Below are 21078 nucleotides of genomic sequence, written 5' to 3' on the forward strand. Positions count from 1 at the left end.
GGGCGGGACCCACCGGTGCCCACCCTGCGTGCCTACGTCTCTCAGACGTTCACAGCGCTAGGTTCTCCTTGACGACGTCAGCCAGGCGTGAGGCTACGCCATCAGCTTGCGCCTGCGTCGCTGCCTCGACCATGACGCGAACCAGGGGTTCGGTACCGGAGGGGCGGAGCAGGACGCGTCCGGTATTGCCCAGCACAGCCTCGGCAGCAGCAACTGCCTCTGCCACGGTTGGATCGGTCGTTGCGCGAGTACGGTCCACTCCCCCAACGTTGATCAGGGTCTGCGGGAGGCGCTTGATAAAGCCGGTAAGGTCTGCAAGATCGCGTCCAGATTCCTTTACCATGCGTGCGAGCAGGAGCGAGGAAAGGATGCCATCACCGGTAGTTGCGTACTTCTTCGCAATGATGTGTCCGGACTGTTCGCCGCCCAGAGAGTATCCACCCTCGAGCATGGCTTCGAGGACGTAGCGGTCACCGACGCCGGTCTGAATCGTCTTAATACCGGCCTCTTGCATGGCAAGAATCAAGCCGAGGTTCGACATCACCGTGACAACCAGCGTGTCCTTGGCAAGCTGGCCCTCATCGCGCATGTGGACAGCCAGTGCGCCCATGATCTTGTCACCGTCAACAAGATTTCCGTGGCGATCGACCGCAAGGCAACGGTCCGCGTCACCATCGTAAGCGACACCGAAATCGGCCTCGGAGGCAACGGTCAGCGCCTGAAGCTGTTCGGGGTGCGTCGAACCGGCCTTGTCATTAATGTTCCGGCCATCGGGAGCAGCATTGATCACGACGGCGTCAGCACCGGCCTGACGGAAAGCTTCGGGGGCAAGGAAAGAAGCACCACCGTTTGCGCAGTCAACCGCGATACGCAAGCCGTGCAGATCTGTTCCCAAAGAGGTCATGAGGTGCTCAATGTAGGATTTTTCTGCCCAGTCATCGTCGTATTCAACCTCACCAACAGCGGCGCCTGTGGGTCGATCCCAAGGAGTATTGAGGAGCTCTTGGATCTGGTCCTCGACCTGGTCAGGGAGCTTGTAGCCGCCGTGCGCAAAGAACTTGATGCCGTTGTCAGGCATGGGGTTGTGCGAAGCGGAGATCATGACGCCCAGATCAACCGAGGACGAGGCCGTCAAGTGAGCAACGGTCGGGGTGGTGACGACACCAACGCGGACAACGTCCATTCCGGCACTTGCAAGACCTGCCGCCAGCGCGTGGTCGAGGAATTCGCCGGAAATTCGCGTATCGCGACCGATGATAGCTTTTGGTTTGTGTCCCGAGGCCGGGCGACCCTGAATTGTCAGGCGAGCTGCCGCTTCACCCAGTTCCAGTGCGAGGGGCGCGGTCAAATCAACATTTGCCAGTCCGCGTACGCCGTCAGTTCCGAACAACCTGGTCATCGGGGTTCCTCCCAAATTCGATATCGAACTCTCCAAGTTTACCCGGCTTGCATAAAAATGACTCGTGGCTCCAACCAAAAGGTGGAGCCACGAGTCGAAGTAAAGGCGAAGATCAGCGCTTCGAGAACTGCGAAGCCTTGCGTGCCTTCTTGAGGCCTGCCTTCTTACGCTCAACAGCGCGGGCATCGCGGGTCAGGAAGCCAGCCTTCTTCAGTGCGGGACGGTTCGCGTCACGATCGATCTCGTTCAGTGCGCGAGAGATGCCCAGGCGCAGCGCACCGGCCTGGCCGGAGATGCCGCCGCCATTGATACGAGCGATCACGTCGAAGCGACCGTCGATATCAAGCAGAGTGAAGGGGGACTTCACGAGCTGCTGGTGCAGCTTGTTCGGGAAGTAATCTTCGAGAGTGCGTCCATTAATGGTCCACTGGCCGTTGCCGGGAACCAGGCGAACACGGGCAACGGCTTCCTTACGGCGGCCAAGGCCCGCGCCGGGCGCGGTGATGGACTGACCAGCACCAGCAGGCGCTGACTCAGTCTCTGTGGTGTAGGAGCTGGGGACAACTTCCTCATCCAGCTCAAGAATCTCGGTGGTCTCAGCCACAGTTCTCCTCAGTGCAGTTCGTTGGGCTCAGAAGCGCGACGCGCTCACTGGGCGACCTGGGTGATTTCGTAGGGAATCGGCTGCTGGCCGATGTGCGGGTGCTCAGCTCCGGCGTAGACGTGCAGCTTCTTGAACTGCGCGCGGCCGAGGCTGGTGTGAGGAAGCATGCCGCGGACTGCCTTCTCGACTGCGCGTTCAGGACGCTCAGCCATGAGATCGCGATAGCGTGTTGCGCTCAAGCCACCGGGGCGACCGGAGTGGCGGTAGGCCATCTTCTGGTCAAGCTTCTTACCGGTGAGGGCAACCTTGTCCGCATTGATGATGATGACGTAATCGCCCATATCGAGGTGAGGGGCAAACGTCGGCTTGTGCTTCCCACGAAGGATAGCGGCAACTTGAGCCGCCAGGCGGCCGAGGACGACGTCAGTGGCGTCGATGACGTACCACTGCTTGTCGGCATCCGCCGGCTTAGGTGAATAGGTGCGCACGGGCGTAACCTTCAATTCTTTCTGTCATGGGGCCTAGCATCGAGTGTTCGACGCACCGGCCCGCTATGAAACGGTTCCGCGAGGCGTCAGCCGAATTTCTTCTCCGGCGAGTGGGAAGGCACCGAAGGTCCAGCTGACACACAGCACCTGTTAGTCTATGCGCCAAAAGGCAGCGGGGTCAAAGCACAGACCAGAGTGTGGCTTATTCCTCATATCGTTTCTGAATCAACCAGCGCAGCAATTGCCGCCCATGGCCCATTCTTCAAGGCTTCCATCAAAGGCAAAACCACGCATACGGCGTGCCCGGTGGACCTGATCGCTCCACTCGGCCTCGTCGGGATAACTCACGGATTCCAGGGTCAGCCCATGCGCGGGGGCAATCGGGGCCGCCTCTTGGCGCGAGGCCTTCTCAAGCAGCTGTGCGGGCCAACTTTCCTCACGCGCTCCCCTACCCACCTCAATTAAAGCGCCGACAAGCGAACGAACCATGGAATGGCAAAAGGCATCAGCGCGCACATGACACTCGAGGACCCCGGTCCCTCCGGCCTCGGGAACAATGCACAATTCACGTAGCTCGCGAATCGTCGTCGCCCCCTCACGCGGGCGGCAGAAGGCAAGGAATTCGTGCTCTCCCAGAAGAGGCTGCGCTGATCGATTCATCGCCTCGACGTCAAGAGTCTGGGCAACCTCGTACACATCCCAGCGCCGCGCCAGTGGCAGTTGCCCCTCGGGGACGAGGCGATAGGTATAGGAACGCTCAAGCGCAGCGAAACGCGCATCAAAGTCAGCGGATACCACGCTTACTTTTGAGAGACGGGCATCAGCAGTCCCCCGGGGCACTTTGACGCCTGTTGTCACCATATGTTCGATGTATTCACGACCGAGAAGCGAATTCACCCGTCGCAATAGGGCGCGACAGCAGGCCTGGATGAGGTCCTCTTCTGTTTCGGGGCGGTCGGATTCTCGTATCAAAGACTTGAAGGCGTCAGAAGCGCAATCAAAATGAGCGACCTGATGGCGTGCGTGGACTCCGGCATCGGTTCGCCCAGCCACGGTCAGGATTACAGGACGGCGCAAAATTGTTGAAAGCGCTTGGGTGAGAACGCCCTGAACAGTGCGAAGGCCATCTTGTGCAGCCCATCCGTGGAAGAAAGTGCCATCGTAGGCAAGATCCAGACGAATCCGTAGCTGGGAAGTATTTAGAGCTCCCATGAGCGCACCCCTCCGATAATGCCGGCATCATTGGGGACAATGATCACATCCTCCCCAAGACGGTCGCGGTAGGTAGGGACAATTCGTTTTGAATTGCCACCGCCCAGGTACAGGCGATCCCACATGTACATGGGGCGCAGACCATCCACGACTCGGCGAACGCGGCGAGACCAATGGACGTCACCGAGGCGAAGTCGCTCATGCTCGCCGATATAGTCATCGTAGGTAAGGCCCCAACGAATCGGCCCCTGTGAAACCTCGACGTGTGGAGAAAGCTGCCCACCGTCGAAGACCGCATTTCCAAGTCCCGTGCCCAGCGTGATGATCATTTCAAGGCCACGTCCGGTGATCACACCGGCTCCTGCAACTTCAGCATCATTGAGAACTTTGGTCGGAATGCCAAGAGCGCTCTCGACCGCCTGTCCCATGTCAAAGTGATCCCACTTCTCAACGAGTTCGGGAAGAACACGCGAGCGCGGACCATCCTTCGTGATGTAGTGCGGAGTAGCAATCACAACCCCATGCCGAATCATTCCCGGCATACCGACGGTCACGCGATGGGCTTCTGGAAGCTGAGCCGCAAGATCGACAATCGTCTGAACCAGCAATTCAGGGGGAAGCGGATAGGGCGTGGGTGTCCGTTGTGGCGGGGCGACCATTGTCCCCTGCCCATCAAGGACGGACGCTTTAATTCCGCCACCTTCCCGAACCCGCCTGTTTTATCCCCCCCCCCGCCACAATCCACTGCCAGTGTCATCTCGCGAGTCATAGGTACAGGCTACCGCCACCGATGACTTTCATCCCGAAATGGCAAGAAAAACGAAGGCGTTGATTGGCACGACAAAGGGGCCGGCACCACACGTGGTACCGGCCCCTTTGAAGTCGCTTACGCGAAAGAGATCACTTCTCTTCTTCGACCTGCTCAGCGGCGTCAGCCTCTTCGCCGGCCTCGGCTGCGATTTCCTCAGCCTCGTTAGCCTTGGCGAGATCGCCCTCTTCGCGAGCCTCTTCGGCGCGCTCAAAAGCAGCCTCCGCAGCTTCCTCAGCCTCTGCTGCAACCTCGGCTGCAGCGGCCTTTTCGGCGGTCTTCTCAGCAGACTTCACGACTGCCTTCTTCTCGACGGCCTCCATGCAGAACTCAATCTGCATGAGAGGAGCGTTGTCGCCCTTGCGGTTACCCACGCGGGTCAGGCGGGTGTAGCCGCCCTGACGCTCGGGATCAAGCGCGGGAGCGATAACGTCGAACAGGGTGTACAGGGCGTTCTTGTCGGTGATGACACGAGCCACGGTACGGCGAGCGTGCATATCGCCACGCTTTGCCTTGGTCACGAGCTTCTCAACGAAGGGGCGCAGGGCCTTAGCCTTGGCCTCGGTCGTGGTGAGCGAGCGGTGTTCGATGAGCTGAGTCGCAAGGTTCTTGAGGATCAGCTTCTGGTGTGCCGGGCTTCCGCCCAGACGAGCACCCTTCTTGGGGGTGGGCATTTTGTCTCCTAGGAATTTATGCGTCCATCGGACGCAGCATGTCAGATGGACTGATCGTCGCTGAAGTGGATGGAACCGGATTCGCTAGCCTCGCCGGAGGGCAGCACAGAATCCTTCAGGGTCATCCCAAGGGTTGCAAGAGCTTCCTTGATTTCTTCAATCGACTTCGTACCGAAGTTGCGAATGTCAAGCAGATCCGCCTCGGAGTGAGCCACAAGCTCGCCAACAGTGAGGATTCCGCGGCGACGCAGTGCGTTGTAGGAACGCGACTGCAGGCCGAGGTTCTCAATGGGCAGCGCGAGGTCGGCAGCGAGGGTGGCGTCCGTGGTCGAGGGACCAACTTCGATGCCTTCGGCTTCCTCGTTCAGTTCACGCATCAAACCAAAGAGCTCAACCAAGGTCTTGCCAGCGGAGGCAACGGCGTCACGCGGGGTGATTGCCGGCTTGGTCTCAACATCAATGATCAGGCGATCGAAGTCGGTGCGCTGCTCAACACGAGTTGCCTCAACCTTGTAGGTCACCTTGACAACGGGAGAGTAGATCGAATCGATCGGGATGCGGGAAATTTCAGCCTGGGGATCCTTGTTCTGAGCAGCCGACACGTAGCCGCGGCCACGCTCGACGGTCAGCTCGATCTCAAGCTTGCCCTTTTCATTGAGGGTCGCCAGATGCAGATCGGGGTTGTGAATCTCGACGCCGGCCGGAGGGGTGATGTCCCCTGCGACGACCTCTCCCGGGCCTGCCTTACGCAGGTACATAACAACAGGCTCGTCGTTCTCGGAGGAGAGAACGATCTGCTTGATGTTCAGGATGATCTCGGCAACGTCTTCCTTCACGCCCTCGATCGTCCGGAACTCGTGAGGCACACCATCAATGCGGATGGAGGTCACGGCAGCGCCGGGGATCGACGAGAGCAGGGTTCGGCGCAGGGAGTTACCCAGCGTGTAGCCGAAACCGGGCTCAAGGGGCTCCAGGATGAAACGGGAGCGCAGTTCGCTGACCTTCTCTTCGGTCAGGATGGGTCGCTCTGCAATGAGCACGTCTTAGTCCTTTCTTCCCGGCGCCCGCCATATGACGCCGGATCGGGGTCCCGCATTGCGGGGAAAAGGTAAGGACGAGGCCACGTATTCTTGTGTGATCCCGCCCAGACGTGGGGGGTGGATTTCCGTGGGATCTCCACCCTCCGGGGCTCAGACGCGACGACGCTTCGGGGGACGAGCGCCGTTGAATGCCTGGGGCGTCACGTCCTGAATCGAGCCGACCTCCAGGCCAGCAGCCTGAAGCGAACGGATCGCGGTCTCGCGGCCGGAGCCGGGACCCTTCACGAAGACGTCGACCTTCTTCATGCCGTGTTCCTGTGCGCGACGCGCGGCGGCCTCGGCAGCAAGCTGAGCAGCGAAGGGGGTCGACTTACGCGAACCCTTGAAGCCCACCTGGCCGGAGGAGGCCCAGGAGATCACCGCACCGGTAGGGTCGGTAATGGAAACGATAGTGTTGTTGAACGTCGACTTGATGTACGCGTGTCCGTGAGTGACGTTCTTTGAAATCCTGCGGCGCGGCTTGCGTCCCGCGCCGGAACGAGTGGTCTTTGCAGCCATGTGTTTCAGTTCCTTCGAAGTCGTGTGTTAAAAGTCCACGCTGGACTTAGCGGCCTTACTTGGCCTTCTTCTTACCTGCAACGGTGCGCTTGGGGCCCTTACGGGTACGCGCATTGGTCTTGGTGCGCTGACCGTGGACCGGCAGGCCACGACGGTGACGAAGTCCCTGGTAGGATCCGATCTCAATCTTGCGACGGATGTCTGCCTGGACCTCACGACGCAGATCGCCTTCCACCTTAAAGGTGTTCTCGATGTATTCGCGAAGCTTGACGAGGTCTTCCTCGGTGGCATCCTTCACGCGAAGATCGGGGCTCACGCCGGTGGCCTCGAGGGTCTCCTTGGCGCGGGTGCGTCCAACTCCATAAATGTACGTGAGCGCGATCTCCATACGCTTTTCGCGAGGGAGGTCGACGCCGGCAATACGTGCCATGTTTATGCTCCAAATTGTTCATCGGAGGTCGTCACCACTCCTCCCGGGTGAGCCACCCGGCCCCGGCCTCCGAACCGAGGGTCGCGCAAGCGCGTGTGGAATGATGCTGCCGGATTACTCCGGCGTTATCGCAGCGAGGATTCAGCCCTGGCGCTGCTTGTGCCTGGGGTTGTCACAGATGACCATGACGTTGCCGTGGCGACGAATCACCTTGCACTTGTCACAGATCTTCTTGACACTCGGCTTGACCTTCATGGTGTGTACCTCCGCTACCCGCAGGTAGCTTGTGTCGGTGTGTTCACTTGTAGCGGTAGACGATGCGGCCTCGAGAGAGGTCGTAGGGGCTCAGCTCGACGACCACTCGGTCCTCGGGCAGAATGCGAATGTAGTGCTGACGCATCTTGCCGGCAATGTGGCCAAGCACGATGTGTCCATTGCTCAATTCCACGCGGAACATCGCATTCGGCAAGGCTTCGATAACCGTGCCTTCGATTTCGATGACGCCGTCCTTCTTCGCCATATCCTCCGTCTATCCTCTACTACTTTTTCGGATTCGAACGGCCTCAGGCCGCTCGGGATTGCCCTTGGAAACAGGCATACTGCCCCCAAAGACACGTCCAAGGGTCGAGCCTACGCTATTTTGGCCCTTCTTGGAAAGCTGGATGCGGTGTCTATCACCTCACGCTTAATTCCAGCAAGGCGTTGGCATATTCATGCGCGCAAGCGGATCAGTCCAGCAAAACAGGAGTGACGCCGAAAGGCGCAAGCCCTGCTACTCCCCCGTCAATGGCACTCAAGATTGCGACACCATCATCCAAAATTGCGATGGTGTGCTCCCATTGAGCGGCATCTGAGCCATCAACGGTGCGAACCGTCCAGTCATCGTTCTCGGTGACATTCTCAATGTCCCCGCTGGTCAGCATCGGTTCAACAGCCAGAACCATTCCGGGACGTAGCCTGGGCATCATGCCACGCACGCGATAGTTCAGGACTTCCGGGTCCTGGTGCATCGCGGTACCAATCCCGTGTCCGGTGAAGTCCTCGATAATTCCCGCTTCCCAGCCAAGGTCCTCCGCACGCTCGGCAACGACGCGCTCGACGGCCTCGCCAACTGCGCTCACGCGCTTTCCACGAGCAACCGAGGCGAGTGCCGCCCACAGCGCCTCACGAGTAACGAGGTCGAGCTCGCGCCTGCGTGCAACGCTTCCCTGCTGCGAAACTTCCCCTGCCGAGGCCGCCTTGGTTTCGCCCACCTCAGTCTGAGGAGCTGAAGGGATCGCACTCCCCCAGCGTTTTCCCGCGCCCGGTCCTTGGTGACGACGAACCCAAGAACGCGCAAACTCTTCATCAGAGGTGAATTCATCTCCGACGATCATTGAGAATGCTGCATCTCCGTGCCACTGTTGACCACTGCGCTCAAGCCATGCCCCGCAGTCGAAGGTCACAATGTCACCGACAGCGAGCTTGCGCTTTCCGGGGATGCCGTGAACGATCACGTCATTGGGGGAAATACACACCGTTGCGGGATAGCCGTAGTAATTGAGGAAGTTCGAGCGCGCACCGCAACGACGGATCGCATCTGCGCTTACCTCGTCCAGCTCACCGGTTGTTACGCCGGGACGAGCCGCCTCTCGCAGGCTTCGGTGAATTTCTGCAACAACCAGCCCGGCTTCTCGCATCCACTTGATCTGATCAAGGGTCTTGTATTCAATGTGGGACATTGTGCTTCCTTTGGATGAAACTCCGGGGCGCGATGGCTTTCACCACCGCGCCCCGGTTCCGTATCAGCGCTGAGCAGCGCCAGGGTACGTGTTGCTTACTTGTTGAGACCGTCGAGAAGCGCGAAGATGCGCTCGCTCACTTCGTCGATCGAACCGCGTCCGTCAACGACCTGAAGTAGGTCTTGATCGGCGTAGTAGGTTGCCATGGGCTCAGTCAGCTCGTGGTAGATCTCAAGGCGGTGACGAATCACGGGCTCAGTATCATCCGAGCGGTTCTGCTCGGTTGCACGCTTGAGCATGCGAGCCACGACCTCGTCTTCGTCAACCTGAATCTCCAAGACGACATCCAAGCTCACACCAAGTTCGGCAAGCATGTCGCGCAGAACATGCGCCTGTTCCAGGGTACGGGGGTAGCCGTCAAGGAGGAAGCCGTTGGCGGTGTCCGGTGCCGAAAGACGCACCTTCACCATGGGGTTCGTTACCGAATCAGGAACGAACTCACCGCGTTCCATGTATTCCTTGGCTCGTTTGCCCAATTCCGTGCCCTCAGACATATTGGCGCGGAAGATCTCTCCGGTGGAGATAGCGGGAATGTTCAGGCGCTCGGCGATACGCGCGGCCTGGGTACCCTTACCAGCTCCGGGAGGGCCGAGGAGAACGATAGCGGTCATCGCAAGAATCCTTCGTAGTGATGCTGTTGAAGCTGAGTGTTGATTTCCTTCACCGTCTGTAGGCCGACACCGATGATAATCAGAAGGGTCGTGCCGCCGAAGGGCATCTGTCCTTGGGAAATGTGCAACGGAATGATCGCCAACGAAGGAATGAGCGCGACGATGACCAAGTAGAGCGCACCGGCGGTGGTGATTCGGTTCATCACGTAACGCAGGAACTCAGCCGTCGGACGGCCTGCGCGGTATCCGGGGATGAAGCCGCCGTAGCGCTTCATGTTATCCGCAACCTCATCCGGATCGAAGGTGATCGCGGTGTAGAAGAAGGTGAAGAAGAGTGTGAGCAGGGCGTAGGTGGTCAAGTAGGGCCATGCGTCCTGGTGGAAGTTCGCGCTAATCCACTGGACCCACTTGGAGTCCTGGCTGCCGAACTGTGCGAGCATCGGAGGGAATGCCAGAAGTGAAGAAGCAAAGATGACGGGGATAACGCCCGACATATTGATCTTCAGAGGAATGTAAGTCGTTGTACCGCCATACTGACGGCGACCGATCATGCGCTTTGCGTACTGAACGGGGATTCGGCGTTGAGCCTGCTCAAGATAAACCACGACGATCGAGACGAGAAGCATCAGGCCGATGATCGCGAAGACTGCTCCCCACTTACCACTTTGTCCGATAGTGAGAAGCTGGGAAGGCATACGCGCGGTAATAGAAGTAAAGATCAACAGCGACATACCGTTACCGATACCGCGTTCGGTGATCAATTCGCCGAGCCACATGATGACACCGGTACCGGCGGTCATGACGATCATCATGAGAAGGAAGGTCCACACCGAATTCGAGGGGATAACCCTCTCAGAGCATCCGGCGAAAAGATTTCCTGAACGGGCCAGCGAAATCATGGTTGTGGACTGAAGTACGCCCAAGAAAATTGTCAGATAACGTGTGTACTGAGTGAGCTTCGTTTGACCGGTCTGACCTTCTTTGTGCAAATCGTCGAAACGAGGAATCACGACGCGCAGAAGCTGAATGATGATCGATGCGGTGATGTAGGGCATGATACCCAGCGCAAAGATCGACAATTGGAGGAGCGCACCACCAGAAAAGAGGTTCACCAAGTCCAGCAGTGAAGCGTCACTCTGCTGAGCAAGACACTTGTTTACTGCCTGCGAATCAACGCCCGGAGTTGGGATGAAAGAGCCCAGACGGAACATCGCCATGATGAATAGCGTGAACAGAAGTTTCCGTCGGAGATCTGGGGTACGGAATGCCTGCGCGAACGCACTGAGCAAGGCTTCCTCCTACGTAATGAAATAATTGCGACCATTTAGATCGCACGACTCTCAAAAGACTACCTGAAATGACAGGGATACTGTGAATCAAAAGTAGAGAACTTGAGAAACTGTGATATGGGTAAAGGCCATCTCCCGCTTGGATAGCCACTGAAATCGGGGGCTTCAGTGACTGGGGAAACGGCCTCGACGTGCAAGAAAGCGAAACGGGGGCAGCCCGGAAACCGAGCCACCCCCGTGGCAATCACCACTCAGCGGGTCTTGATAGAACCGCCGGCAGCAGTAATCTTCACTTCTGCCGAAGCCGACCAAGAGTCGACCTCGATATCGAGCTTAACGGTGAGCTCACCGGTGCCAAGCACCTTCACTGCCCAACCGTCGCGCACTGCGGAACGTGCAACGAGATCCTCAACAGTTACCTTTCCACCTTCGGGGAAGAGCTCCTGCAGACGACCGACGTTGACGACCTGGTACTCAACGCGGAAGGGGTTCTTGAAGCCGCGCAGCTTGGGAAGGCGCATGTGGATGGGCATCTGGCCACCCTCGAAGCCTGCGGGAACCTGGTAACGAGCCTTCGTGCCCTTGGTACCACGTCCAGCGGTCTTACCCTTTGAACCTTCACCGCGACCGACGCGGGTCTTCGCGGTCGTTGCACCAGCGGCGGGACGCAGGTGGTGCAGTCGAACGACGCGACCCTGCTCCTCACCGGTGTTCTTCGTGGAGTCCGCCATGGTCAGTCGACCTCCTCAACTGTAACCAGGTGACGAACGGTGTGGATGGCACCGCGAACGGTTTCTGCATCCTCACGAACGACGCTCTGGCCGATCTTGCGCAGCCCGAGGGTGCGCAGTGTGTCCTTCATGTTCTGCTTGGCGCCAATGCTGGACTTGACCTGCGTGATCTTCAGCTTTGCCATCACTCAGTCACCCCCGCAGCAGCCTTATCAGCTTCGCTTGCCTCGGCGGCAGCGCGCTTTTCAGCTTCGCCTTCTGCGCGTGCACGGAGCATGGAAGCGGGAGCAACGCGCTCGAGCGGAAGACCGCGGCGAGCTGCGACTGCTTCAGGCTGTTCCAGAAGCTTCAGTGCAGCAACAGTTGCGTGAACAATGTTGATTGCGTTGTCAGAACCGAGCGACTTCGTCAGCACGTCGTGGACGCCTGCAGCCTCGAGGACTGCACGGACGGGGCCGCCGGCGATAACGCCGGTACCGGGGGCGGCGGGGCGAAGCAGAACTTCACCTGCCGCGTCGCGGCCCTGAACAACGTGAGTAATGGTGCGGCGGATCATCGGGACGCGGAAGAAGTTCTTCTTCGCTTCCTCAACACCCTTGGAAATAGCCTGGGGAACTTCCTTGGCCTTTCCGTAGCCGACACCGACGGTGCCTTCACCGTCACCGACGACAACCAGAGCGGTGAAGGAGAAACGACGTCCACCCTTCACAACCTTGGAAACGCGGTTGATGGTGACAACACGCTCGATGTACTGATCTTTACTTTCGCCCCGACGGGTGTCGCGGTTCTCGCGACCGGAGCGGCGGTCACGGCGTTCGCCGTCGCCAGAGCGCTCGGCGCCTTCCTGACCGTTCCTGCCTCGCTGCGATGCAGCCATCAGTTGATCTCTCTTTCCTCGAGGCTCAGTCACAGCTCAAGTCCGCCCTCACGGGCGGCTTCTGCGACTGCCGCAACGCGGCCGTGGTACTTATTGCCACCGCGGTCGAAGACCACAGCGGTGATGCCTGCGGCCTTTGCGCGCTCTGCAATGAGAGTGCCGACCTGGTAGGCCTTGTCCTTCTTCGTCCCTTCAGCGGCAACAAGTGCTGCTTCCAAGGTCGAAGCGGAGACCAGGGTGTGACCGATGGTATCGTCCACAACCTGTGCGACCATGTGGCGGTTCGAACGGGTGACAACCAAACGCGGACGCGAAGGGGTGCCCTGAACCTTCTTGCGCAGGCGCAGGTGACGACGCTTGCGAGCGACGAACTTGCCCTTGCCCTTGACTGTGTACGCCATCACTTACCAGCCTTTCCGACCTTGCGACGGATGGTCTCGCCCACGTAGTGGATACCCTTGCCCTTGTAGGGTTCAGGCTTCTTGAGCTTACGGATGCGAGCGGCGGTCTCTCCAACGAGCTGCTTGTCGATGCCCGACACGGAGAACTTCGTCTGAGATTCGACGGAGAACTCGATGCCTTCGGGCGCCGGAACGAAAACGGTGTGCGAGAAGCCGAGGGAGAACTCGAGGTCCTTGCCCTTTGCAACAACGCGGTAACCGGTACCGGCAATTTCAAGCTGCTTCGAGAAGCCCTTCGTCACACCTTCGATCATGTTGGCGATCAGGGTGCGGGTCAGGCCGTGGAGCGAACGAGCAACACGATCATCGGAAGGACGGGTCACAACGACCTTGCCTTCATCGATGGCGGCGCTGATGGGTTCAGGCACAACGTGGCTCAGTGTTCCCTTGGGGCCCTTAACGGTAACGTCTGCACCGTTGATGGTGACGTCGACGCCCGCGGGAATTTCGATCGGATTCTTACCAATACGCGACATTCTTCAGCCTCCTCATCACCAGATGTAGGCGAGGACTTCCCCACCCACACCCTTCTCGGCTGCCTGACGGTCGGTAAGCAGGCCGGAAGACGTGGACAGAATTGCCACGCCGAGGCCGCCGCGGACCTTGGGCAGGTTGGTGGACTTGGCATAGACGCGCAGACCGGGCTTGGAGACGCGCTGCAGACCCTCGATAGCGGCCTCGCGGTGCGAGCCGTACTTGAGAGTAAGAACCAGCGTCTGGCCGACCTTGGCATCCTCGACGTCGATGGAAGCGATGTAGCCTTCCTCGACGAGAATCTTCGCGATCGCGGCCTTGAGCTTCGAGTACGGCATGGAAACCGACTCGTGGCGCGCGTGGTTCGCGTTACGCAGACGCGTCAGCATATCTGCGATCGGATCAGTCATTGTCATTTGGGGATTCTCCCCTTCCTCGTCGCGGTTTCTCCGGAAAACCGGGACCTACGACGTCAGTTTTACCAGCTGCTCTTGGTGACACCCGGGAGATCGCCACGAAGGGCGAGCTCACGCAGGCACACACGGCACAGTCCGAACTTGCGGTACACCGAGCGGGGACGACCGCAACGGTTGCACCGGGTGTAGCCACGCACGCCGAACTTGGGCTTACGCGCAGCCTTGATCTTCAGTGACGTCTTAGCCATGGTCAGTCCTCCTTAAACGGGAAGCCGAGGTGACGCAGAAGAGCACGGCCTTCTTCGTCGGTGGAGGCCGAGGTAACGACCGTGATGTCCATACCGCGAACGCGGTCGATGGAATCCTGATCGATCTCGTGGAACATGGACTGCTCCGTCAGGCCAAAGGTGTAGTTGCCGTGTCCATCGAACTGCTTCGAGGACAGACCGCGGAAGTCACGAATACGCGGGAGCGCAGTCGAGAGGAGGCGGTCCAGGAACTCCCACATGCGGTCGCCACGGAGGGTGACGTATGCGCCAATAACCTGGCCTTCGCGCAGCTTGAACTGTGCGATGGACTTCTTCGCCTTGCTCGTCTGAGGCTTCTGACCGGTGATGGCGGTGAGGTCGCGGATCGCGCCCTCAAGTGCCTTCGAGTCACGAGCAGCCTCGCCGACGCCCATGTTGACGACAATCTTGGTCAGACCGCCCACCTCCATGGGGTTTGCGTGCTTGAATTCAGCGCGCAGAGCATCGCGAATTTCGGAGTTGTACTTTTCCTTCAAACGCGGGGCCATAATCAGATCTCCTTGCCCTGCTCGATGCCGCGACGGGCTCCGCCACGGGTGACGCGAACGCGAACGGTGCGCGTACGGCCGTCACGCTCAACGGTGTCCTCACGGAAGCCAACGCGAACGCGCTGCTTCGTCTCAGGATCAACCAGAGCAACCTTCGACAGCGAGATCGGAGCCTCGACGGTGATGATGCCACCGGCCTGGCCCTGGGTCTGTCCCTGACGCACGTGGCGGGTCTTCAGGTTGATGCCCTCAACGAGGACCTTCTCCTGAGCGGGGAAAACGCGAATAACGCGACCCTGCTTGCCCTTGTCGCCGGGCTTGAGGGGCTCGAGGCCCTGCTCGGCACGGCGTGCGTTGCGCTTTGCGAGTTCCTTTTCGTCCGAGGTACGTCCGCGAACGACCTCGACCAAGTCACCTTTACGAATCTTCGCTGCCATCAGATCACCTCCGGTGCGAGAGAAACGATTCGCATGAACTTCTTTTCGCGCAGCTCGCGGCCCACGGGGCCGAAGATACGCGTACCGCGGGGTTCACCGTCATTCTTCAGAATGACTGCCGCGTTTTCATCGAAACGGATGTAGGAACCGTCGGGGCGACGGGTCTCCTTGCGCGTACGCACGACGACCGCCTTAACGACGTCCCCCTTCTTAACATTTCCGCCGGGGATTGCATCCTTGACGGTGGCGACGATCACGTCGCCGATTCCGGCATAACGCCGACCAGATCCGCCGAGAACACGGATGGTGAGGATTTCCTTGGCACCTGTGTTGTCGGCGACCTTCAGTCGCGACTCCTGCTGGATCATTTTCTACTGACTCCTGTCGTCGAGCCGGTTCTCTGCCCCGGAGTTACCTCCGGGGCCGAGCCTTGCCGAACGGATTTCGGTCTGTTAGGCGAAGGTCACTTCGCCTTTTCGAGAATCTCGACCACGCGCCACCGCTTGGTGGCGGAGAGCGGACGAGTCTCCATAATCAGGACGAGGTCGCCAACGGAGCACTCGTTGTGCTCGTCGTGAACCTTGACCTTCTTGCTCTTGCGCATAACCTTGCCGTAGAGGGCGTGCTTGACACGGTCCTCGATCTCGACGACAACGGTCTTGTCCATCTTGTCACTGGTGACGTATCCACGACGGACCTTGCGCTCGTTGCGCACAGTGGTTTCTGCCATGTTAGTCACTCCTCAGTGCCAGGTGCGGTGCGGTAGCCGAGCTCCCGTTCACGCGCGATGGTGTAAATGCGGGCAATATTACGACGAACAGTCTTCATACGACCGTTGTCTTCAAGGGAGCCAACTGCCTGCGCGAAGCGGAGGTTGAAGAGCTCAGCCTTTGCCTTCTCAAGCTCCTTGGACAGCTGTGCATCGTCCATGGCGTCGAGATCGACGGTGGTCAGACCCTTATCTGCCATCAGTTGTCACCACCCTCGCGGACCACGAAACGGGTCTTCATCGGAAGCTTGTGCTGGGCGCGGCGCATTGCCTCGCGAGCAAGGCTCTCGGGCACACCGGCCAGCTCGAACATAATGCGTCCCGGCTTAACGGGAGCAACCCACCACTCGACGGCACCCTTACCGGAACCCATACGAGTTTCGGCGGGCTTCTTGGTCAGCGGGCGGTCCGGGAAGATGTTGATCCACACCTTGCCACCACGCTTGACGTGACGGGTCATTGCGATACGAGCAGCTTCGATCTGACGGTTCGTGACGTAGGCACCCTCGAGTGCCTGAATCCCGTAATCGCCAAATGCGAGCTCCGTGCCGCCGGTAGCAAAACCGGTGCGGTGCGGGCGGTGCTGCTTGCGCCACTTAGTACGACGGGGAATGAGCATTGGGCTCAGGCCTCCGTTCCGGTCTCGGTAGCGGCAGGTGCTTCAGCCGGAGCTGCCTGCTGCTGAGTGTTCTCGTGCTGCTGCTGGCCACGCTGTCCGCGACGGGGGTTGCGACGATCGCCGCGTCCACGTCCACCACGGTTGGCCTGCTCAGCCTGCTGGCGGGCAAACTCACGCTCGGTGATATCGCCCTTGTAGATCCACACCTTGACGCCAATGCGACCAAAGGTCGTACGGGCCTCGTGGAATCCAAAGTCGATGTTTGCACGCAGGGTCTGCAGCGGGACACGGCCTTCGCGGTAGAACTCGCTACGGCTCATTTCAGCGCCACCCAGACGGCCGGAGACCTGGACACGGATGCCCTTGGCTCCCGCACGCTGTGCGGACTGAATGCCCTTACGCATTGCACGACGGAAAGAGACACGAGCAGCGAGCTGCTCAGCAATTCCCTGTGCGACCAGCTGTGCATCCAGATCGGGGTTCTTAACCTCGAGGATGTTCAGCTGAACCTGCTTGCCGGTGAGCTTCTCCAGGTTCTGACGAAGACGATCTGCTTCTGCTCCGCGGCGACCAATAACGATACCGGGGCGAGCGGTGTGCAGATCAACGCGAACGCGGTCACGCGTACGCTCGATATCGACCTTTGCAATACCTGCGCGCTCAAGGTTCTCAGTCAGGTTCTTGCGGATTGCGACGTCCTCTGCAACGTAGTCAGCGTAGCGCTGACCTGCAGTCGTCGAATCGGAGAACCAGCGAGACCGGTGATCAGTTGTGATTCCCAGGCGGAACCCGGTGGGGTTAACCTTCTGGCCCATTTACCGGTCTCCCTTCTTCTGATCTTCCTTAGTGCCAACCACAACGGTGATGTGGCTGGTGCGCTTAAGAATGCGTCCTGCACGGCCCTGAGCGCGGGGGCGGAAGCGCTTCATCGTAGGACCTTCATCAACGTAGGCTTCGAGGATCAAAAGATCCGCCTCATTGAAGGTCTCCTTAGCGGCTTCAGCCTTAACCTTCGCGTTAGCGACTGCGCTCAAGAGCACCTTGCGGACATCGGTGGCGACGGCCTGCGGGGCGAACCGCAGAATGTCGGCTGCCTCCAAAGCAGCCTTGCCGCGAACCTCGTTCACGACACGGCGTGCCTTCTGGGGCGTGACGCGGACAAAACGCGCCTGCGCCTTGGCTTCCATGAAATCCTGCCTTTTCTTCGTTACGCAAGGCCGGCTCAGCGCCGACGTCCCTTGCGATCGTCCTTGTCGTGGCTACGGAAAGTACGCGTGGGAGCGAACTCTCCGAGCTTGTGGCCCACCATCGACTCAGTGACGAAAACGGGCACGTGCTTACGACCGTCGTGCACGGCAATGGTCAGACCCAGGAAATCCGGGGTGATGACCGAACGGCGCGACCAAGTCTTGATAACGTTCTTAGAGCCGGATTCGACCGCGGCGTCAACCTTCTTCATAAGGTGATCGTCGACGAAGGGGCCCTTCTTCAAACTACGAGGCATTCCCAGCTCCTACTCAGCGATTCTTGCCGGTCTTGCGACGACGCACGATCATGCGGTCGCTGGCCTTGTTCGGACGACGGGTGCGTCCCTCGGGCTTGCCCCAAGGCGACACGGGGTGACGACCACCAGAGGTACGGCCTTCACCACCACCGTGCGGGTGGTCAACCGGGTTCATAACAACACCACGGACGTGCGGGCGCTTGCCCTTCCAGCGCATACGGCCGGCCTTGCCCCAGTTGATGTTGGACTGCTCGGCGTTGCCGACCTCACCAATGGTGGCGCGGCAGGTGATTTCGACGTTGCGAATTTCACCGGAGGGCATACGCAGCTGAGCGAAGCGGCCTTCCTTTGCGACGAGCTGAACCGAGGTTCCAGCAGAGCGTGCAATCTTTGCGCCGCCACCGGGGTAAAGCTCCACAGCGTGGACAACAGTACCCAAGGGGATGTTGCGCAGGGGCAGGTTATTGCCGGGCTTAATATCGGCCGCGGGGCCGGACTCGACAAGGTCGCCCTGATTGAGCTTGGCAGGTGCCAGGATGTAACGCTTCTCGCCATCTGCGTAGTGCAGGAGGGCGATACGAGCGGTGCGGTTGGGGTCGTACTCGATGTGAGCGACCCGTGCGGGCACGCCATCCTTGTCGTGACGACGGAAGTCGATCACGCGGTAGGCGCGCTTGTGGCCGCCGCCACGGTGGCGAGCAGTCACACGGCCGTTGTTGTTACGGCCGCCAGTCTTGTGCAGCGGACGCACCAGCGACTTTTCGGGCTCGGAACGAGTGATCTCGACGAAGTCGGAGACGCTCGAACCGCGACGACCCGGGGTCGTGGGCTTGTACTTGCGAATTCCCATGATTTTCCTCTAGTTCTCCGACGCTCAGGCCTGCTCGCCGAAGATGTCGATGGTGCCTTCACGCAGGGTCACGATGGCGCGCTTGACATCCTTGCGCGTACCGATTCCATTGCGAGTGCGGTAAACCTTGCCCTTGCGGTTCTGCGTAGCCACGGAGGCAACCTTCACGCCGAAGATCGCTTCGACGGCCATCTTGATCTCTGTCTTGTTCGAACGAGGATCAACTTCGAAGGTGTACTTGCCCTGATCCATCAGGATCGAGGACTTTTCGGTGACAACCGGACGCAGAATGATATCGCGGGGGTTCTTAGCGGCTTCGATCGAGCTCACTTCGTTTCCTCCTTGGTGCCGAGGAATGCCTCGAGGGCGCCCTGGGTGAAGATGACATCTTCGTTGTCGAGGACGTCATAGGTGTTGAGCTGATCTGCCCACAGCACGTGAACCTCGCGAGCGTTGCGGAGCGACAGAGCCGAAAGCTCATCGCCGCGCTCGAGCACGACAAGTGCCGGACGGTCAGCAACGAGTGCGCGGACCGCGGCCAGTGCCTGCTTGGTCGAGGGCTTCTCGCCTTCGAACAGAGCGGTCACGACGTGAATGCGACCATTGCGTGCACGGTCAGAAAGAGCCGAACGCAGTGCGCCGACCTTCATCTTCTTGGGGGTGCGCTGCGAGTAATCGCGAGGCTGAGGACCGTGGACAATGCCACCGCCAGTGAAGTGAGGTGCACGGATGGAGCCCTGACGAGCGTTACCGGTGCCCTTCTGGCGGAACGGCTTCTTACCGCCACCGGAAACCATGCCGCGCGTCTTGGTTGCGTGCGTGCCCTGACGGCCTGCAGCAAGCTGAGCGACGACGACCTGGTGCATCAGCGGGATGTTGGTCTCAACGTCAAAGACCTCTGCGGGGAGGTCGACGGTGCCGGCCTTCTTACCCTTCAGGTCAAGAACATCGATGGTACGGATTTCAGACATGATCACGCACCCTTCACAGCGGAGCGAACCAGCACGATGCCGTTCTTAGGTCCGGGAATCGCACCCGAAATCAGGAGCAGACCCTTTTCCACGTCAACGGCCTGAACGTGCAGGTTCTGGACGGTACGACGGACACCACCCATACGGCCAGCCATACGCTGACCCTTGAAGATGCGACCGGGGGTTGCGCAAGCACCGATCGAACCGGGCTTACGGTGGTTACGGTGAGAACCGTGAGATGCGGACACGCCAGCGAAACCGTGACGCTTCATAACACCGGCAAATCCCTTGCCCTTGGTGTTACCCGAAACATCGACGCTCTGTCCAGCTTCAAAGATTGAGGCATCCAGTTCCTGGCCGAGCTCAAAGTTATCGGCCTCGGAGGTGCGGACCTCGGCGAGATGGCGGCGGGGAGCAACCCCGGCCTTTGCGAAGTGAGCAGCCAGGGGCTTGGTCACCTTGCGTGCATCGATATCGCCGAAGCCAAGCTGAATAGCGGTGTATCCGTCGGTTTCCTCAGTACGGAGCTGAGTAACAACGTTGGTGCCAACCTGCACGACAGTCAGGGGCACGAGGCGGCCGTCGGCGTCCCACACCTGGGTCATACCGAGCTTGCGGCCGAGCAGCGCCTTAACAGGCGCAGCAGCGTGCTGCTTATTCTTTGTCATTGCAGATGTCCTCAGAGCTTGATCTCGATGTTGACGTCCGCGGGCAGATCGAGGCGCATGAGCGAATCGACGGCCTTCGGAGTCGGGTCGATGATGTCGATGAGCCGCTTATGCGTACGCATTTCAAACTGTTCGCGGCTGTCCTTGTACTTATGGGGCGACCGAATCACGACAAACACGTTCTTTTCGGTCGGCAGCGGCACCGGGCCCACGACAGTGGCACCTGCTCGCTGCACGGTGTCCACGATCTTGCGCGCGGAGCTGTCGATGACCTCGTGGTCATACGACTTGAGCCGGATGCGGATCTTTTGTCCCGCCATGCCGTCTTACCTCTTCTCGTACAGATTCGGCGCCGGTACCCGTATCCGGGCGTGTCGCTCTTAGCGAGAGCGCCCAGTGCGGACCGGCGTCTTGTCCAAAGATCTTGGGCATTTTGCCCGATTAAGCAGTGATTGCACTGCCTAACCGCCCCACCTCTAGCGGGGCAACCCTTCTATTTTGGCAGAAATACGCAGGCTTCCTCAAGCTCGAGGCCAAGGAAACCCGTGTGAATCCACTGACATAGAAGACGTGCGCATGCATTGCTCCAATGGAGGTACGTTGCGCACCGG

Annotated in this window: 34 protein-coding genes and 1 pseudogene; all 35 read right to left on the reverse strand. The window is 59.6% G+C overall.

The window, feature by feature from the left end; translation table 11 throughout:
• Positions 1 to 49: 49 nt before the first annotated feature.
• Positions 50 to 1399, reverse strand: coding sequence for a phosphoglucosamine mutase (glmM, locus tag QZR18_RS00275; RefSeq protein ID WP_295909972.1), 1350 nt, complete (start codon positions 1397 to 1399; stop codon positions 50 to 52).
• 112 nt (positions 1400 to 1511) lie between these two features.
• On the reverse strand, positions 1512 to 2003 hold the full coding sequence (gene rpsI, locus QZR18_RS00280) for a 30S ribosomal protein S9 (RefSeq protein WP_009408809.1): 492 nt from the start codon (positions 2001 to 2003) through the stop codon (positions 1512 to 1514).
• Between the two features lie 44 nt (positions 2004 to 2047).
• Positions 2048 to 2491 carry a 50S ribosomal protein L13 gene (rplM, locus tag QZR18_RS00285; RefSeq protein WP_019126481.1) on the reverse strand — a complete coding sequence of 148 codons (444 nt, stop codon included), beginning with the start codon at positions 2489 to 2491 and terminating at the stop codon, positions 2048 to 2050.
• A gap of 225 nt (positions 2492 to 2716) precedes the next feature.
• A complete protein-coding gene (truA, locus tag QZR18_RS00290; protein WP_178704409.1) occupies positions 2717 to 3703 on the reverse strand; it encodes a tRNA pseudouridine(38-40) synthase TruA in 987 nt (328 codons plus the stop codon).
• Positions 3691 to 4472, reverse strand: a pseudogene (locus QZR18_RS00295) (ROK family protein). Before QZR18_RS00295 ends, truA begins: the two are co-directional and overlap by 13 nt.
• Before the next feature lie 131 nt (positions 4473 to 4603).
• A complete protein-coding gene (gene rplQ / locus QZR18_RS00300) occupies positions 4604 to 5185 on the reverse strand; it encodes a 50S ribosomal protein L17 (RefSeq protein WP_178706733.1) in 582 nt (193 codons plus the stop codon).
• A gap of 41 nt (positions 5186 to 5226) precedes the next feature.
• A complete protein-coding gene (locus QZR18_RS00305) occupies positions 5227 to 6225 on the reverse strand; it encodes a DNA-directed RNA polymerase subunit alpha (protein WP_009408803.1) in 999 nt (332 codons plus the stop codon).
• 150 nt (positions 6226 to 6375) lie between these two features.
• Positions 6376 to 6783, reverse strand: coding sequence for a 30S ribosomal protein S11 (rpsK, locus tag QZR18_RS00310; RefSeq protein WP_009408802.1), 408 nt, complete (start codon positions 6781 to 6783; stop codon positions 6376 to 6378).
• Between the two features lie 55 nt (positions 6784 to 6838).
• Positions 6839 to 7213, reverse strand: coding sequence for a 30S ribosomal protein S13 (rpsM, locus tag QZR18_RS00315; protein WP_009408801.1), 375 nt, complete (start codon positions 7211 to 7213; stop codon positions 6839 to 6841).
• Positions 7214 to 7354: 141 nt separating this feature from the next.
• Complete coding sequence (gene rpmJ / locus QZR18_RS00320; RefSeq protein WP_003790577.1) at positions 7355 to 7468, reverse strand: 50S ribosomal protein L36; 114 nt, start codon at positions 7466 to 7468, stop codon at positions 7355 to 7357.
• A gap of 43 nt (positions 7469 to 7511) precedes the next feature.
• Positions 7512 to 7733, reverse strand: a complete 222-nt coding sequence (gene infA / locus QZR18_RS00325; RefSeq protein ID WP_009408800.1) for a translation initiation factor IF-1 — start codon at positions 7731 to 7733, stop codon at positions 7512 to 7514.
• Positions 7734 to 7941: 208 nt separating this feature from the next.
• Positions 7942 to 8934, reverse strand: coding sequence for a methionyl aminopeptidase (locus QZR18_RS00330; protein ID WP_178706736.1), 993 nt, complete (start codon positions 8932 to 8934; stop codon positions 7942 to 7944).
• A 95-nt stretch (positions 8935 to 9029) separates the two neighbouring features.
• Positions 9030 to 9605: an adenylate kinase gene (locus QZR18_RS00335; RefSeq protein WP_156335120.1), complete on the reverse strand. Its 576-nt coding sequence runs from the start codon at positions 9603 to 9605 to the stop codon at positions 9030 to 9032.
• Complete coding sequence (gene secY / locus QZR18_RS00340; RefSeq protein ID WP_178706739.1) at positions 9602 to 10894, reverse strand: preprotein translocase subunit SecY; 1293 nt, start codon at positions 10892 to 10894, stop codon at positions 9602 to 9604. The genes QZR18_RS00335 and secY overlap by 4 nt, the downstream gene beginning before the upstream one ends.
• Before the next feature lie 251 nt (positions 10895 to 11145).
• Positions 11146 to 11625, reverse strand: coding sequence for a 50S ribosomal protein L15 (rplO, locus tag QZR18_RS00345; RefSeq protein ID WP_178706742.1), 480 nt, complete (start codon positions 11623 to 11625; stop codon positions 11146 to 11148).
• Between the two features lie 2 nt (positions 11626 to 11627).
• A complete protein-coding gene (gene rpmD, locus QZR18_RS00350) occupies positions 11628 to 11810 on the reverse strand; it encodes a 50S ribosomal protein L30 (protein ID WP_009408795.1) in 183 nt (60 codons plus the stop codon).
• Complete coding sequence (gene rpsE, locus QZR18_RS00355; RefSeq protein WP_009408793.1) at positions 11810 to 12502, reverse strand: 30S ribosomal protein S5; 693 nt, start codon at positions 12500 to 12502, stop codon at positions 11810 to 11812. Before rpsE ends, rpmD begins: the two co-directional genes overlap by 1 nt.
• Before the next feature lie 29 nt (positions 12503 to 12531).
• The gene (gene rplR, locus QZR18_RS00360) at positions 12532 to 12903 is read right to left on the reverse strand and encodes a 50S ribosomal protein L18 (protein WP_048713915.1); all 372 of its coding nucleotides are present in this window, start codon (positions 12901 to 12903) and stop codon (positions 12532 to 12534) included.
• Positions 12903 to 13439 carry a 50S ribosomal protein L6 gene (gene rplF, locus QZR18_RS00365; protein ID WP_178706745.1) on the reverse strand — a complete coding sequence of 179 codons (537 nt, stop codon included), beginning with the start codon at positions 13437 to 13439 and terminating at the stop codon, positions 12903 to 12905. The genes rplR and rplF overlap by 1 nt, the downstream gene beginning before the upstream one ends.
• A gap of 15 nt (positions 13440 to 13454) precedes the next feature.
• Positions 13455 to 13853, reverse strand: coding sequence for a 30S ribosomal protein S8 (rpsH, locus tag QZR18_RS00370; RefSeq protein WP_009408790.1), 399 nt, complete (start codon positions 13851 to 13853; stop codon positions 13455 to 13457).
• Positions 13854 to 13915: 62 nt separating this feature from the next.
• Positions 13916 to 14101, reverse strand: a complete 186-nt coding sequence (locus tag QZR18_RS00375) for a type Z 30S ribosomal protein S14 (RefSeq protein ID WP_009408789.1) — start codon at positions 14099 to 14101, stop codon at positions 13916 to 13918.
• Between the two features lie 2 nt (positions 14102 to 14103).
• Positions 14104 to 14649, reverse strand: coding sequence for a 50S ribosomal protein L5 (rplE, locus tag QZR18_RS00380; RefSeq protein WP_009408788.1), 546 nt, complete (start codon positions 14647 to 14649; stop codon positions 14104 to 14106).
• Between the two features lie 2 nt (positions 14650 to 14651).
• On the reverse strand, positions 14652 to 15086 hold the full coding sequence (gene rplX / locus QZR18_RS00385; protein WP_009408787.1) for a 50S ribosomal protein L24: 435 nt from the start codon (positions 15084 to 15086) through the stop codon (positions 14652 to 14654).
• Positions 15086 to 15454 carry a 50S ribosomal protein L14 gene (rplN, locus tag QZR18_RS00390; RefSeq protein WP_009408786.1) on the reverse strand — a complete coding sequence of 123 codons (369 nt, stop codon included), beginning with the start codon at positions 15452 to 15454 and terminating at the stop codon, positions 15086 to 15088. Before rplN ends, rplX begins: the two co-directional genes overlap by 1 nt.
• Positions 15455 to 15549: 95 nt before the next feature.
• Positions 15550 to 15816 (reverse strand): 30S ribosomal protein S17, encoded by a 267-nt coding sequence (rpsQ, locus tag QZR18_RS00395; protein WP_009408785.1) that lies wholly within the window; start codon positions 15814 to 15816, stop codon positions 15550 to 15552.
• 5 nt (positions 15817 to 15821) lie between these two features.
• On the reverse strand, positions 15822 to 16055 hold the full coding sequence (gene rpmC, locus QZR18_RS00400) for a 50S ribosomal protein L29 (RefSeq protein WP_178706748.1): 234 nt from the start codon (positions 16053 to 16055) through the stop codon (positions 15822 to 15824).
• Positions 16055 to 16474 (reverse strand): 50S ribosomal protein L16, encoded by a 420-nt coding sequence (gene rplP / locus QZR18_RS00405; RefSeq protein WP_009408783.1) that lies wholly within the window; start codon positions 16472 to 16474, stop codon positions 16055 to 16057. Before rplP ends, rpmC begins: the two co-directional genes overlap by 1 nt.
• A gap of 5 nt (positions 16475 to 16479) precedes the next feature.
• Complete coding sequence (gene rpsC, locus QZR18_RS00410; RefSeq protein WP_009408782.1) at positions 16480 to 17289, reverse strand: 30S ribosomal protein S3; 810 nt, start codon at positions 17287 to 17289, stop codon at positions 16480 to 16482.
• Positions 17290 to 17661 (reverse strand): 50S ribosomal protein L22, encoded by a 372-nt coding sequence (gene rplV, locus QZR18_RS00415; protein ID WP_009408781.1) that lies wholly within the window; start codon positions 17659 to 17661, stop codon positions 17290 to 17292. It abuts the gene before it with no gap.
• A 35-nt stretch (positions 17662 to 17696) separates the two neighbouring features.
• The gene (rpsS, locus tag QZR18_RS00420) at positions 17697 to 17978 is read right to left on the reverse strand and encodes a 30S ribosomal protein S19 (RefSeq protein ID WP_009408780.1); all 282 of its coding nucleotides are present in this window, start codon (positions 17976 to 17978) and stop codon (positions 17697 to 17699) included.
• A gap of 13 nt (positions 17979 to 17991) precedes the next feature.
• On the reverse strand, positions 17992 to 18828 hold the full coding sequence (gene rplB / locus QZR18_RS00425; RefSeq protein WP_009408779.1) for a 50S ribosomal protein L2: 837 nt from the start codon (positions 18826 to 18828) through the stop codon (positions 17992 to 17994).
• A 24-nt stretch (positions 18829 to 18852) separates the two neighbouring features.
• Entirely contained in the window at positions 18853 to 19158 is a 306-nt protein-coding gene (gene rplW, locus QZR18_RS00430; RefSeq protein WP_009408778.1) for a 50S ribosomal protein L23, read from the reverse strand.
• The gene (gene rplD, locus QZR18_RS00435; RefSeq protein WP_026066606.1) at positions 19155 to 19799 is read right to left on the reverse strand and encodes a 50S ribosomal protein L4; all 645 of its coding nucleotides are present in this window, start codon (positions 19797 to 19799) and stop codon (positions 19155 to 19157) included. The genes rplW and rplD overlap by 4 nt, the downstream gene beginning before the upstream one ends.
• Positions 19800 to 19801: 2 nt before the next feature.
• Complete coding sequence (rplC, locus tag QZR18_RS00440; protein ID WP_178706751.1) at positions 19802 to 20467, reverse strand: 50S ribosomal protein L3; 666 nt, start codon at positions 20465 to 20467, stop codon at positions 19802 to 19804.
• Positions 20468 to 20478: 11 nt separating this feature from the next.
• Positions 20479 to 20787, reverse strand: a complete 309-nt coding sequence (gene rpsJ / locus QZR18_RS00445; protein WP_009408775.1) for a 30S ribosomal protein S10 — start codon at positions 20785 to 20787, stop codon at positions 20479 to 20481.
• Positions 20788 to 21078: the final 291 nt, after the last annotated feature.

The sequence above is a fragment of the uncultured Actinomyces sp. genome (assembly GCA_900541895.1).
In the GTDB taxonomy this organism is placed as follows: Bacteria; Actinomycetota; Actinomycetes; order Actinomycetales; family Actinomycetaceae; genus Pauljensenia.

What these genes read in the sequence shown, in the direction of transcription:
- glmM (WP_295909972.1), bottom strand. Translation starts at nt 1,399, where the DNA reads ATGACCAGGTTGTTCGGAACTGACGGCGTACGCGGACTGGCAAATGTT.
- truA (WP_178704409.1), bottom strand. Translation starts at nt 3,703, where the DNA reads ATGGGAGCTCTAAATACTTCCCAGCTACGGATTCGTCTGGATCTTGCC.
- rplQ (WP_178706733.1), bottom strand. Translation starts at nt 5,185, where the DNA reads ATGCCCACCCCCAAGAAGGGTGCTCGTCTGGGCGGAAGCCCGGCACAC.
- rpsK (WP_009408802.1), bottom strand. Translation starts at nt 6,783, where the DNA reads ATGGCTGCAAAGACCACTCGTTCCGGCGCGGGACGCAAGCCGCGCCGC.
- rpsM (WP_009408801.1), bottom strand. Translation starts at nt 7,213, where the DNA reads ATGGCACGTATTGCCGGCGTCGACCTCCCTCGCGAAAAGCGTATGGAG.
- rpmJ (WP_003790577.1), bottom strand. Translation starts at nt 7,468, where the DNA reads ATGAAGGTCAAGCCGAGTGTCAAGAAGATCTGTGACAAGTGCAAGGTG.
- infA (WP_009408800.1), bottom strand. Translation starts at nt 7,733, where the DNA reads ATGGCGAAGAAGGACGGCGTCATCGAAATCGAAGGCACGGTTATCGAA.
- QZR18_RS00330 (WP_178706736.1), bottom strand. Translation starts at nt 8,934, where the DNA reads ATGTCCCACATTGAATACAAGACCCTTGATCAGATCAAGTGGATGCGA.
- QZR18_RS00335 (WP_156335120.1), bottom strand. Translation starts at nt 9,605, where the DNA reads ATGACCGCTATCGTTCTCCTCGGCCCTCCCGGAGCTGGTAAGGGTACC.
- rplO (WP_178706742.1), bottom strand. Translation starts at nt 11,625, where the DNA reads ATGGCGGACTCCACGAAGAACACCGGTGAGGAGCAGGGTCGCGTCGTT.
- rpmD (WP_009408795.1), bottom strand. Translation starts at nt 11,810, where the DNA reads ATGGCAAAGCTGAAGATCACGCAGGTCAAGTCCAGCATTGGCGCCAAG.
- rpsE (WP_009408793.1), bottom strand. Translation starts at nt 12,502, where the DNA reads ATGGCTGCATCGCAGCGAGGCAGGAACGGTCAGGAAGGCGCCGAGCGC.
- rplR (WP_048713915.1), bottom strand. Translation starts at nt 12,903, where the DNA reads ATGGCGTACACAGTCAAGGGCAAGGGCAAGTTCGTCGCTCGCAAGCGT.
- rplF (WP_178706745.1), bottom strand. Translation starts at nt 13,439, where the DNA reads ATGTCGCGTATTGGTAAGAATCCGATCGAAATTCCCGCGGGCGTCGAC.
- rpsH (WP_009408790.1), bottom strand. Translation starts at nt 13,853, where the DNA reads ATGACAATGACTGATCCGATCGCAGATATGCTGACGCGTCTGCGTAAC.
- QZR18_RS00375 (WP_009408789.1), bottom strand. Translation starts at nt 14,101, where the DNA reads ATGGCTAAGACGTCACTGAAGATCAAGGCTGCGCGTAAGCCCAAGTTC.
- rplE (WP_009408788.1), bottom strand. Translation starts at nt 14,649, where the DNA reads ATGGCCCCGCGTTTGAAGGAAAAGTACAACTCCGAAATTCGCGATGCT.
- rplX (WP_009408787.1), bottom strand. Translation starts at nt 15,086, where the DNA reads ATGGCAGCGAAGATTCGTAAAGGTGACTTGGTCGAGGTCGTTCGCGGA.
- rplN (WP_009408786.1), bottom strand. Translation starts at nt 15,454, where the DNA reads ATGATCCAGCAGGAGTCGCGACTGAAGGTCGCCGACAACACAGGTGCC.
- rpsQ (WP_009408785.1), bottom strand. Translation starts at nt 15,816, where the DNA reads ATGGCAGAAACCACTGTGCGCAACGAGCGCAAGGTCCGTCGTGGATAC.
- rpmC (WP_178706748.1), bottom strand. Translation starts at nt 16,055, where the DNA reads ATGGCAGATAAGGGTCTGACCACCGTCGATCTCGACGCCATGGACGAT.
- rplP (WP_009408783.1), bottom strand. Translation starts at nt 16,474, where the DNA reads ATGCTCATTCCCCGTCGTACTAAGTGGCGCAAGCAGCACCGCCCGCAC.
- rpsC (WP_009408782.1), bottom strand. Translation starts at nt 17,289, where the DNA reads ATGGGCCAGAAGGTTAACCCCACCGGGTTCCGCCTGGGAATCACAACT.
- rplV (WP_009408781.1), bottom strand. Translation starts at nt 17,661, where the DNA reads ATGGAAGCCAAGGCGCAGGCGCGTTTTGTCCGCGTCACGCCCCAGAAG.
- rpsS (WP_009408780.1), bottom strand. Translation starts at nt 17,978, where the DNA reads ATGCCTCGTAGTTTGAAGAAGGGCCCCTTCGTCGACGATCACCTTATG.
- rplB (WP_009408779.1), bottom strand. Translation starts at nt 18,828, where the DNA reads ATGGGAATTCGCAAGTACAAGCCCACGACCCCGGGTCGTCGCGGTTCG.
- rplD (WP_026066606.1), bottom strand. Translation starts at nt 19,799, where the DNA reads ATGTCTGAAATCCGTACCATCGATGTTCTTGACCTGAAGGGTAAGAAG.
- rplC (WP_178706751.1), bottom strand. Translation starts at nt 20,467, where the DNA reads ATGACAAAGAATAAGCAGCACGCTGCTGCGCCTGTTAAGGCGCTGCTC.
- rpsJ (WP_009408775.1), bottom strand. Translation starts at nt 20,787, where the DNA reads ATGGCGGGACAAAAGATCCGCATCCGGCTCAAGTCGTATGACCACGAG.